We start from the raw sequence: 11,948 nt of genomic DNA on the forward strand, positions 1-11,948 counted from the left end.
GCCCTCGGCTTCCCGAAAACCTACGGAGATTGTGTCCAACCTTTTTCGAGGTGTCAAAGCCATGACCAAACACCACGCTTCCCCTCTCTCCAAAGGCCGCATCCAATCGACCGTCCGCGCGTTTCTCGACAATGAAACATCGAGCGGCCTGCTGTTGATGGGCGTCGCGCTGCTCGCCATTCTCACGGCGAACTCGCCCTTCGCGGAAGCCTATTTCGGCGCGCTGCATATCTATGTCGGCCCGTTGAGCCTGCAGCACTGGATCAACGATCTGCTGATGGCAGCGTTCTTTCTGGTTGTCGGCCTCGAGATCAAGCGCGAACTTCTCGACGGGCAGCTCTCCACCTGGAGCCGGCGCATTCTTCCGGGCGCCGCCGCAGCGGGCGGCATGGCGGTCCCGGCACTGATCTACATCGCCTTCAACTATCAGGATCCGGTCGCCGTGCATGGCTGGGCCGTTCCGTCCGCAACCGATATCGCCTTTGCGCTCGGCGTCCTCTCGCTCCTGGGGCCGCGCGTGCCGGCATCGCTGAAGATTTTTCTCGCTGCCCTCGCGATCATCGACGATCTCGGCGCCGTGGTCATCATCGCCCTGTTCTACACGTCGGACATGAACCTGATGGCGCTCGGCGGGGCGGCCGTGGTCATCGGCGCACTGATGGCCCTCAACCGAGCCGGCGTGCAGCGTCTGTTGCCCTATCTGGTCCTGGGTGCAGCACTCTGGGTTCTCGTGTTCGCCTCCGGCGTCCATGCGACACTTGCCGGCGTCATTCTCGCGCTGACCATTCCGATCCGCCGGACGCCGGGTACGCCGGAAGCCACGCCCGACACCTCGCCCCTGCACCGGCTGGAGCATGCCCTCCACAAGCCGGTTGCCTTCATCATCGTGCCGATCTTCGGTTTTGCGAATGCCGGCGTGTCCTTTGCCCATATCACCCTCCCCGCCCTGATCGAGCCCGTCACGCTCGGCGTCGCCATGGGTCTCGTGCTTGGAAAGTGCATCGGGGTGTTCGGAACCGTCTTCCTGCTGGTGAAGATGAACCTCGCGGACCTGCCGGCCAAGGCGAGCTGGGGCCAGACCCTCGGCGTTTCCCTGGTCTGCGGCATCGGCTTCACCATGAGCCTCTTCATCGGTCTCCTCGCCTTTTCCGATCCCGACATGCAGGATCGCGTCAAGGTGGGCATCCTCATCGGCTCGCTGATCGCCGGCCTGCTCGGCTACACGATCCTGCGCGTCACCAACCGACGCGCCACGACGGCAGCCGTCCAGAGCGCCTGAGTGCGGCGAACGTCGGTGCAGGCTTTCCCGTAAGGACGCCTGCACCTTGATTTTGCCGAGATTTAACCGCTATATCGACTCTGAAGCCGGGTGACATAAGCGACGGTGTCGGAAGGGCTCGCTCGTTGATTGACAAAAACGCACAGGACAGAGATGAGGCGGCGCGTGCTGCACACGCGCTGAACCGTTGCAGAAGTGCGTCGATGTGGCAGTTTCCGGGACGCCGATGATCCAGCTCGAACGCGCAACGAAATTCGCCAGAGCCAAGGGCGTTACCAAAACAATCCTGAACGATGTCAGTTTCACGATCCCGCGCGGCAGAAGTCTTGCGCTGTTGGGGCGAAACGGCGCAGGTAAATCCACCCTGCTGCAGATCATCGCCGGGACGCTGCATCTCGATAAGGGCTCGGTTCGGCGAGACGCGAAGGTTTCCTGGCCACTCGGCTTTGCCGGCAGCTTTCAGGGAAGTCTGAGCGGCGAGCAGAATGTCCGGTTCGTCGCCCGGATCTACGGCGTCGATACGGAAAGCCTTGTCGAATATGTGCGGGACTTTGCCGAACTGGGTGAGTTCTTCAGAGCTCCCGTGCAGACATATTCATCCGGGATGAAAGCCCGTCTGGCTTTCGGGATTAGCATGGGCGTGAAATTCGATTACTATCTCGTCGATGAGGTGACCGCCGTCGGCGACACCAATTTCAAGCGAAAGTCGCACCAGGTCTTTAAAGAGCGTTTAAAGGGTTCGGATGTCATCATGGTGTCTCACAGCACCTCGACCCTGAAGGATTATTGCCACTCCGGCGTGGTTCTGGAAGATGGCAAGCTGATCTATTTTGAAAATCTGGCTGACGCGGTTCGCGTGCACGAGGAAAACATGGCGAGGTCCTATCGGTGATTACGGCAAAGGCAAGCGATGCTTCCGCGACCGCTGCGGCAAATTCTTCCGCGCAGGCCAAGCCACGGCATCTGATGCTGCTGAAGGGCCTGCTCGAAATGAGGCCTCCGGTGGTCGAACGACCGACGGTCGAGGTCGAGCCGGAAGCACCGGAAGGCGACACCGTTCTCAGCCGGCCCAATGCCCGGCTGAAACTTCGCCATATGGTGATCATCGCCACATTCTTCTGCGCCGTGCTCATCCCCACGATCATCGCCGGCGCCTACATGATGTTCGTCGCTGCCGACCAGTATCACAGCACGACCGCGTTCTCGGTCCGCAGTCTGGAGTCCTCGCAGCCTTCGGACCTGATGGGTATCTTCACCCAGGCGTCCGGCGGCAGCACCGTGAGCGATTCCTATATGCTTCTCGACTACATCCTGGGACCCGAAATGGTGCAGGCGGCCGACGAGGCGTTCGATCTGGACAAGGTCTTTGCTCCGCGCGGGCTCGATTTTTTCTACGGTCTAGATCACGACCTGACGATCGAGGAAAAAATCCAGTACTGGAAGAGCATGGTTTCCGTCAATTTCGACCAGTCTTCCGGCGTCTTGAACCTTAGCGTCAAGGCGTTCGATCCGTCGTCGTCTCAGGCGCTGTCGCGCTTCATCGTTACCCAGAGCGAAAACCTTGTGAACAGCGTTTCCGACGCCGCCAAATCCGAGGTTCTGCGCGATGCCGAGAATGCGGTTCTGAAGACGGAAACCCGTCTTGGAAATGCGCAAATCGAGGTCCGGAAATTCCGAAATGTCATGCAGGAAGCCGATCCGACGGAAGGCGCCAAGCTGGCCGCTCAGATCGTTGCGACGCTCGAACAGCAACTTTCGGTCGCCAAGACCGAACTCAGCGTCGCACTGTCGCAGATGTCGGAAGACTCCCCGCGCGTGAAAGTTCTGAATTCTCAGATCGCCAGCATCGAGCAGCAGCTGCTGCAGGAGCGTGACCGCTTCGGCGACGGGCATTCGGGCAAGAAGGGCCGCGTATATGCGGACGACGCGACGGATGTCGCAGGCCGGCTCGACCACTACGAGAAGCTCGAAACCGAACGCGGCTTTTCCGAAAAAGCCTATACGGCAGCTCTCGCAGGTCTCGAAAAGGCAAAAATCGAAGCGTCATCACGCGATCGATACATGGCCGTCGTGATCAAGCCGACATTGCCGCAACTCGCCCTCTATCCGAGCCGCCTGCTCAACACGCTGCTCGTCTTCGCCATCGGACTGATGATGTGGGGCGTTGGCGTCATGGTGTTCTACAACATCCGGGATCGGAACTAGGCCAGACCGGTATTCGTCGCAGCGAGGGCTTTGCGAGGGCGACCGGATGACGTGTTCATTCGGTCCACGCATCTCTCGGTGAGACTGCAATCGACGTGCGCGATTTCGTCGTGCGAAACCCTGATTTTTCGCGCGCGGTTTGACGGGATCCCCCTTGGCTCTTAGGTTGGCAATCGCTTGACGCAATGCATTGCGATCATAAGCGTTCGCCGCCGGAACGCCTCCGCCTTTCTGTGCTTGCAGAAGCGCTGGAGCCCGGGTGATGTCGCCCATCCGGCTCGCCGTAACAATGATCCGCAGCAAGCGACCCATTGCATCGGCGAACGTGTGGATCCTGGCCGGTCAGATGGCCTCAGAAAGGTTCCAGCGCCCGATCCTTGGCCCTCGTTTTCGGTGCGGCCTGCTGTCAGGCAAGACGGATCGAGCGATCATCGCGCGATACCGGTTGTCGCGATCGGGCGTTTGCGAGACATTCTTTCCGGTTGCCCGGTTGATGGCGGCGGAGATCTGGCGATTCCGGCCTTGCGGGCCAGGCGGTCGAGGTTGAGATCGACGTCGCGATAGACGCGCTTTGTCTGCATCAGGCGTTCGATGGCGTCCATCGTCCCGGCATCTTCGGCCGTTGCCGCCTCAGGGGCCGCCCTCTCGGAAGACGACACATCGGGAGCCGGAACGTCCGGAGCGGACGGCATGACCGAGACCCGTTCCGGCGGCGCACCGGTCGACGCGGCTGCGATCGACAGGATCACGAGCAGGCAGAGATTGGCGATTGCGATCACCGGCCGGACATAGGCACCTTGCGCCCAGGCGAGATCCAGAACGACGAACAGATCGACGGCTGCCGAGAGAAGAAGGCAAAGTGCTGTGAACAGGCTGGCGCGATAGGCCGGCGCCGCCCCCTCGAACGGCGCCAATCGCAAGGCATCCGTGCCGGGCCGCATGAGACGGAGGATGGCAAGGGCATAGCCGACGAAGATCGCGATCAGAGCCACATCGATCGCCTCCCGCGCAAGAACGAGGAGCAGCACGATCGTCATGGCGGGAAGCCCATGAACCCCATACCGCAGCCACCCCCACGGCCTCTTCCCCCGCACGAGATTTTCAACACCGGCATAGGCAAGCGGCGGAACGAGGGCCGGCCCGACAGGCGCCAGAAACACCATCGCCTGCACGTCATAGCCCCAGCGCAGCCCGGAGCGGACCGATTGCCAGATGCTGATGACGATCAAGACGATCAGCGTAAGACGCCGCGACACCCCCTCGTCCCGTCGAAGCACGGTGGCGAGAAGCAGGAGAAGCAGCAGGGCAACGACGAAGGGCAGCGGAATGAAGGGCATCGGGAGCGCGACGATCTGGATGAAGACGAAAGCGCCATCATGGCAAATTCCGATGTCCCCCGCGACCTCGATCCTGATCGAGGTCGCCCGGCGACGTTGGCTTGACCGCCATCCATCGTCGCCCCCGATCAATCCTGGCGATGTCGATCACGTCCTCAACCGTCCAGGATGGTTGGGCACCCAACACCATGGGATGTGCGCCTACCGGCCGAGCATTCGGTGCTGCACTGAGCCAGATGGCACGCCCCACCCCCTCCCCCGCGTCACGCATCCCAGAAACRCCAAAACCCCCGGCCATTACGGCGCGGGGGTATTGGTGAGTTTGTTTTTTATCTGTGGTGTGTTTTGGTTGCGGGGGCAGGATTTGAACCTGCGGCCTTCAGGTTATGAGCCTGACGAGCTACCGGGCTGCTCCACCCCGCGGAAGGTTATGGGGTACTGAGTNTTGGTTGCGGGGGCAGGATTTGAACCTGCGGCCTTCAGGTTATGAGCCTGACGAGCTACCGGGCTGCTCCACCCCGCGGAAGGTTATGGGGTACTGAGTTTGTTGGGAGAAGATGTTTGTTTGTTTGCGCTTAGCAGACCTGGCAGCGACCGACTCTCCCGCGTCTTAAGACGAAGTACCATAGGCGCTGGGGCGTTTCACGGCCGTGTTCGGAATGGGAACGGGTGCGGCCACCCCGCCAGAACCACCAGGTCGGCTAAGGGCAAACGAAACGAGAAGCTGGATTTTGTGATCAGACATGGGTCGAGCGGTGCGCAGGATGTGCTTTCGGGCTCGACGGATGCTGGATTTGAACACGTCTTTGGAATGCTTGCTTCACACCTGTGACCCAGACCCTTCGGTCTGGCAAGCGCAAAGCGCGTCGTCCGCAGCGAATCGACCGGAGGTCACGACAGCGTGCGGACAAAACATGCGATCGAGCCGGCGAAGGCTTTTCGCCTTCACCGTGCGATGAGCATGGGCAATGGGAACGATCAAGTTCGATCGAACGATTAGTACCGGTAAGCTTCATGCATTACTGCACGTCCACACCCGGCCTATCAACGTGGTCGTCTTCCACGGTTCTCAAGGGAATACTCGTTTTCAGGGGGGTTTCCCGCTTAGATGCCTTCAGCGGTTATCCCGTCCATATATAGCTACCCTGCTATGCCCTTGGCAGGACAACAGGTCCACCAGAGATATGTCCATCCCGGTCCTCTCGTACTAGGGACAGATCCTGTCAATATTCCAACACCCACGGCAGATAGGGACCGAACTGTCTCACGACGTTCTGAACCCAGCTCACGTACCGCTTTAATTGGCGAACAGCCAAACCCTTGGGACCTGCTCCAGCCCCAGGATGCGATGAGCCGACATCGAGGTGCCAAACAACCCCGTCGATATGGACTCTTGGGGGTCATCAGCCTGTTATCCCCGGCGTACCTTTTATCCGTTGAGCGATGGCCCTTCCACGCGGGACCACCGGATCACTATGACCGACTTTCGTCTCTGCTCGACTTGTCAGTCTCGCAGTCAGGCGGGCTTATGCCATTGCACTCGACGAACGATTTCCGACCGTTCTGAGCCCACCATCGCGCGCCTCCGTTACTCTTTCGGAGGCGACCGCCCCAGTCAAACTACCCACCATACACTGTCCCGGATCCGGATAACGGACCGCGGTTAGACATCCATGACGATAAGGGTGGTATTTCAAGGATGGCTCCACGAGAACTGGCGTCCCCGCTTCAAAGCCTACCACCTATCCTACACATGCCGACACGAATGCCAGTGTAAAGCTATAGTAAAGGTGCACGGGGTCTTTCCGTCTGACCGCAGGAACCCCGCATCTTCACGGGGAATTCAATTTCACTGAGTCTATGCTGGAGACAGCGGGGAAGTCGTTACGCCATTCGTGCAGGTCGGAACTTACCCGACAAGGAATTTCGCTACCTTAGGACCGTTATAGTTACGGCCGCCGTTTACTGGGGCTTCAGTTCAAAGCTTGCACCTCTCCCTTTAACCTTCCAGCACCGGGCAGGCGTCAGGCCCTATACGTCGTCTTAAAGACTTCGCAGAGCCCTGTGTTTTTGATAAACAGTCGCTACCCCCTGGTCTGTGCCACCCCATCCTACTTGCGTAGAAAAGGGTCACGCTTCTTCCGAAGTTACGCGTGCAATTTGCCGAGTTCCTTCAGCATAGTTCTCTCAAGCGCCTTGGTATGCTCTACCTGACCACCTGTGTCGGTTTCGGGTACGGTCTATACGGTGGGGCTATTTCCTGGAACCGCTTCCCCGCCCTGACAATCCAATAAGTCAGAACAAGTTACGCAATCCGTCACTTCCCACCAGGCCCACGAATATTAACGTGGTTCCCATCGACTACGCGTTTCCGCCTCGCCTTAGGGGCCGGCTAACCCTGCTCAGATTAACTTTAAGCAGGAACCCTTGGTCTTTCGGCGAGAGGGTCTCTCACCCTCTTTATCGTTACTCATGTCAACATTCGCACTTCCGATACCTCCAGGAGCCCTCACGGGTCTCCCTTCACAGGCTTACGGAACGCTCCGCTACCACGTAATCCCAAAAGGATCACATCCTCAGCTTCGGTGCATGGCTTTAGCCCCGTTACATTTTCGGCGCAAAGACCCTTAATTAGACCAGTGAGCTGTTACGCTTTCTTTAAATGATGGCTGCTTCTAAGCCAACATCCTGGTTGTTTTGGGATCCTCACATCCTTTCCCACTTAGCCATGACTTGGGGACCTTAGCTGGAGGTCAGGGTTGTTGCCCTCTTCACGACGGACGTTAGCACCCGCCGTGTGTCTGCCGATTAGTACTCTCAGGTATTCGGAGTTTGATTAGGATCAGTAAGACGGTGAGTCCCCATAGCCCATTCAGTGCTCTACCCCCTGAGGTATTCGATCGACGCACTACCTAAATAGTTTTCGCGGAGAACCAGCTATCTCCGAGTTTGATTGGCCTTTCACCCCTAGCCACAAGTCATCCCAATCTATTGCAACAGATGCGGGTTCGGYCCTCCAGTTGGTGTTACCCAACCTTCAACCTGCTCATGGCTAGATCACTCGGTTTCGGGTCTAATGCAACATACTATGATCGCCCTATTCAGACTCGCTTTCGCTGCGCCTACACCTATCGGCTTAAGCTTGCATGTCACACTAAGTCGTTGACCCATTATACAAAAGGTACGCCGTCACCAATAATGGCTCCGACTGTTTGTAGGCAACCGGTTTCAGGTTCTATTTCACTCCCCTTGTCGGGGTGCTTTTCACCTTTCCCTCACGGTACTTGTTCGCTATCGGTCATGCACGAGTACTTAGGCTTGGAGAGTGGTCTCCCCATGTTCAGACAGGATTTCACGTGTCCCGCCTTACTCTAGGACGATAATTGCGTCACCGCATACGGGGCTATCACCCACTATGGCCGACCTTTCCAAGTCGTTCTGCTTTATCAATTATCGCCACTGGCCTGGTCCGCGTTCGCTCGCCACTACTTGCGGAGTCTCGGTTGATGTCCTTTCCTGCAGGTACTTAGATGTTTCAGTTCCCTGCGTTCGCCTCTTACACCCTATGTATTCAGGTGTAGATACCTTATCACAATGCTTGGAAACCAAGCGCGTCCTCGACGCGGCAACCCGCAACCCGTCAGCCGTCAACAGAAGGATACCAACTGCTCACCGCTCACCCGTTCCGGATCACACGTGCTTTCGGCACGCCTGATTTCCCAAGCATTTAAGGTGGGTTTCCCCATTCGGACATCTAAGGATCAAAGCTTATTCGCAGCTCCCCTTAGCTTATCGCAGCGTATCACGTCCTTCTTCGCCTGTGCATGCCAAGGCATCCACCAATTGCCCTTAATTCACTTGATCGTTCTCATTGCCTATGCTCATCATCCTGTTTGATTTGGCTAAGCTATCCCTCTCGCTTGCGCTCGAAGGGCAGCCCAAATCTGACTATCCGGGCACCTCTCGGGTGTATCGGACAGACCGGATCTCGCTAACGATATGCGAGTTCCGAACAACGAAGGTTACCTTTTACAACCCCCGTCTTTCAATGATGCCATCGACGTGTTCGATCTGATCCTCTTTGCAGGCACGCCGGTGCACTGCGAGGTCAGATCTTAAGACCAGCTTCTCGAGATAATGTCTGAGAGCGCGCGGTCAGGCAACGCTCACCGGCAAACCATCGAAAGGCCATCCGGAACACCAAAATCCCCGCATCCCTTTCAGGATACGACGCTTTCAGCACGCCAAACCGCCAACAATGATCATGCCTTGAGTTGCAGGCTTCCCTCCTTCCCCAAACCCTCAACCGCGTCAGGTCGGCTAGACCTTCATACGGTTTCAAACGGGCCCGGGCTCGGACGTTCCGACAAACCATCTCGCGACGATCCATCACAACACCTGGAAGCCTCCAGACATATCTTCTCTTCACAATGTATCAGAACAGGCATCAGGCTCTTAAAGCCGATGCAAACGGGTTTTTCTCTCTTAGGATATCTCTTTGTCCGTCATCCACCAAAGAGTGGTGGAGCTGAGCGGGATCGAACCGCTGACCCCCTGCTTGCAAAGCAGGTGCTCTCCCAGCTGAGCTACAGCCCCAATCAAGGGAGTGATCAGATGTCGGCCAGCCGCGTCAGGAGGCTTCAACCTCAAACCGACCGCCGGTCACACGACACTGCTCACTAAAACATGGTGGGCCCGGGTAGACTCGAACTACCGACCCCACGCTTATCAAGCGTGTGCTCTAACCAACTGAGCTACGGGCCCATGACTTTAAAGCGTTCACGCGCTCAATCAGCGCTTGACCGGGATCAGTCCGTGATCGCTTTCGCCATCAGAGCCAACCGTCATCCGCCAAACAGGTGCAGAGCACCACGCCCCGAATGGGGCGGCCCGTCTGGAGCAAGCAGCAAAGCTGCGACAGCGCCAAGACAAAGCTATGACATATCCTAATCGAGAAAGAGAAACGTAGACGGCGGGTTGCGCCATACTGCGGTGAGCCAAAACTCATCTCTGCAGCGTATGTGTTGCGATGATCGCCTGACTGGCGTCATCTTGTTCTAAAAAGCACGGGATGGTTCACCCCGATCAGACCAAAGGCCTCATCAGGTGTCTTACCAGATCCACAGCTTCCTTAGAAAGGAGGTGATCCAGCCGCAGGTTCCCCTACGGCTACCTTGTTACGACTTCACCCCAGTCGCTGACCCTACCGTGGTCGCCTGCCTCCCTTACGGGTTAGCGCAGCGCCTTCGGGTAAAACCAACTCCCATGGTGTGACGGGCGGTGTGTACAAGGCCCGGGAACGTATTCACCGCAGCATGCTGATCTGCGATTACTAGCGATTCCAACTTCATGCACTCGAGTTGCAGAGTGCAATCCGAACTGAGATGGCTTTTGGAGATTAGCTCGACCTCGCGGTCTCGCTGCCCACTGTCACCACCATTGTAGCACGTGTGTAGCCCAGCCCGTAAGGGCCATGAGGACTTGACGTCATCCCCACCTTCCTCTCGGCTTATCACCGGCAGTCCCCTTAGAGTGCCCAACTGAATGCTGGCAACTAAGGGCGAGGGTTGCGCTCGTTGCGGGACTTAACCCAACATCTCACGACACGAGCTGACGACAGCCATGCAGCACCTGTGCTCCGGTCCCCGAAGGGAACTCCAAATCTCTCTGGATAGCCGGACATGTCAAGGGCTGGTAAGGTTCTGCGCGTTGCTTCGAATTAAACCACATGCTCCACCGCTTGTGCGGGCCCCCGTCAATTCCTTTGAGTTTTAATCTTGCGACCGTACTCCCCAGGCGGAATGTTTAATGCGTTAGCTGCGCCACCGAACAGTAAACTGCCCGACGGCTAACATTCATCGTTTACGGCGTGGACTACCAGGGTATCTAATCCTGTTTGCTCCCCACGCTTTCGCACCTCAGCGTCAGTTATGGACCAGTGAGCCGCCTTCGCCACTGGTGTTCCTCCGAATATCTACGAATTTCACCTCTACACTCGGAATTCCACTCACCTCTTCCATACTCAAGATACCCAGTATCAAAGGCAGTTCCAGAGTTGAGCTCTGGGATTTCACCCCTGACTTAAATATCCGCCTACGTGCGCTTTACGCCCAGTAATTCCGAACAACGCTAGCCCCCTTCGTATTACCGCGGCTGCTGGCACGAAGTTAGCCGGGGCTTCTTCTCCGGTTACCGTCATTATCTTCACCGGTGAAAGTGCTTTACAACCCTAAGGCCTTCATCACACACGCGGCATGGCTGGATCAGGCTTGCGCCCATTGTCCAATATTCCCCACTGCTGCCTCCCGTAGGAGTTTGGGCCGTGTCTCAGTCCCAATGTGGCTGATCATCCTCTCAGACCAGCTATGGATCGTCGCCTTGGTAGGCCTTTACCCCACCAACTAGCTAATCCAACGCGGGCTCATCCTTTGCCGATAAATCTTTCCTCTAAAGCGTCCACCGCCAAAGAGCACATACGGTATTAATTCCAGTTTCCCGGAGCTATTCCGTAGCAAAAGGTAGATTCCCACGCGTTACTCACCCGTCTGCCGCTCACCCCGAAGGATGCGCTCGACTTGCATGTGTTAAGCCTGCCGCCAGCGTTCGTTCTGAGCCAGGATCAAACTCTCAAGTTGAGAATTCAATCTCGACATAATCACGTCGTTGTTCTTTTGGAATTGAACGGAAGGTCTTCACCCTCAAAACATTCACGAAAATCAATCCGYAAACGCCGAGAGCGCTTGTACTTCCATTCCAAAAACGTGACCGTCGAAGTCTATTCCATGAACAATCTCAAGGCCGAAACCCYTCRATCRTCCGCGCAACTTCCGCCGCCCACGTTTCTCTTTCTCATCTTCAATTGTCAAAAAACCGACAGAGACATCAGCCTCGTCATATCGCAAACGCCCCAAAGCCTAAGCCCGAACACGCCGCAAAATCGTYCCATCCAAGAGCCCAGGCTATCCGCCCAAGACCTCCAAACCGCCCGCAAAGTCAAGAAACTTCAGAGCGAGTTCGTCGGTCGCCAGCAGCGCCGCCGCCCTCGTTGGTGTGCGGTTTATAGATCCCACTKCACCGCTTCGTCAACCGAAGAGGAGGCTACCACAGGCCGGGCGCTTCGTCGGGAT

4 protein-coding genes, 4 tRNA genes and 3 rRNA genes are annotated in these 11,948 nt (G+C 57.3%); 3 read left to right on the forward strand and 8 right to left on the reverse strand.

The annotated features are described in order from the left end of the window. The first annotated feature begins 61 nt into the window (after positions 1–61). The 3 genes from nhaA to ASG39_RS14035 all read left to right on the forward strand — a co-directional run bounded on the left by nhaA (position 62) and on the right by ASG39_RS14035 (position 3,484). Positions 62–1,279, forward strand: coding sequence for a Na+/H+ antiporter NhaA (nhaA, locus tag ASG39_RS14025; protein WP_062595544.1), 1,218 nt, complete (start codon positions 62–64; stop codon positions 1,277–1,279). Positions 1,280–1,505: 226 nt separating this feature from the next. Then, positions 1,506–2,171, forward strand: a complete 666-nt coding sequence (locus tag ASG39_RS14030; RefSeq protein WP_062595630.1) for an ABC transporter ATP-binding protein — start codon at positions 1,506–1,508, stop codon at positions 2,169–2,171. After that, on the forward strand, positions 2,168–3,484 hold the full coding sequence (locus tag ASG39_RS14035; protein WP_062595545.1) for a hypothetical protein: 1,317 nt from the start codon (positions 2,168–2,170) through the stop codon (positions 3,482–3,484). Before ASG39_RS14030 ends, ASG39_RS14035 begins: the two co-directional genes overlap by 4 nt. A 428-nt stretch (positions 3,485–3,912) precedes the next feature. On the opposite strand, the gene ASG39_RS14040 is transcribed toward ASG39_RS14035, so the two are convergent. The 8 genes from ASG39_RS14040 to ASG39_RS14075 form a co-directional block, all read right to left on the reverse strand. Then, complete coding sequence (locus tag ASG39_RS14040) at positions 3,913–4,821, reverse strand: AraC family transcriptional regulator (RefSeq protein ID WP_156468146.1); 909 nt, start codon at positions 4,819–4,821, stop codon at positions 3,913–3,915. A 346-nt stretch (positions 4,822–5,167) separates the two neighbouring features. Beyond that, positions 5,168–5,244 (reverse strand) — tRNA-Met (locus ASG39_RS14045). A gap of 23 nt (positions 5,245–5,267) precedes the next feature. Next, positions 5,268–5,344: transfer RNA gene (locus ASG39_RS14050), tRNA-Met, on the reverse strand. A gap of 59 nt (positions 5,345–5,403) precedes the next feature. Then, positions 5,404–5,518: ribosomal RNA gene (gene rrf / locus ASG39_RS14055) — 5S ribosomal RNA — on the reverse strand. A gap of 277 nt (positions 5,519–5,795) precedes the next feature. Continuing rightward, positions 5,796–8,685: ribosomal RNA gene (locus tag ASG39_RS14060) — 23S ribosomal RNA — on the reverse strand. A gap of 656 nt (positions 8,686–9,341) precedes the next feature. Further along, positions 9,342–9,417: transfer RNA gene (locus ASG39_RS14065), tRNA-Ala, on the reverse strand. Between the two features lie 91 nt (positions 9,418–9,508). Beyond that, a tRNA-Ile gene (locus ASG39_RS14070) sits at positions 9,509–9,585 on the reverse strand. Positions 9,586–9,956: 371 nt separating this feature from the next. Further along, positions 9,957–11,456 (reverse strand): 16S ribosomal RNA (locus tag ASG39_RS14075). Together the 16S, 23S and 5S rRNA genes with 4 tRNA genes alongside form the textbook arrangement of a ribosomal RNA operon. Between the last annotated feature and the right edge of the window lie 492 nt (positions 11,457–11,948).

This window comes from Rhizobium sp. Leaf371 (assembly GCF_001424045.1).
Lineage (GTDB): Bacteria > Pseudomonadota > Alphaproteobacteria > Rhizobiales > Rhizobiaceae > Ferranicluibacter.

Bases quoted from the DNA above. Each gene is read 5' to 3' on its own strand.
- ASG39_RS14040 (WP_156468146.1), bottom strand. From the start codon at position 4,821: ATGCCCTTCATTCCGCTGCCCTTCGTCGTTGCCCTGCTGCTTCTCCTG.
- nhaA (WP_062595544.1), top strand. From the start codon at position 62: ATGACCAAACACCACGCTTCCCCTCTCTCCAAAGGCCGCATCCAATCG.
- ASG39_RS14030 (WP_062595630.1), top strand. From the start codon at position 1,506: ATGATCCAGCTCGAACGCGCAACGAAATTCGCCAGAGCCAAGGGCGTT.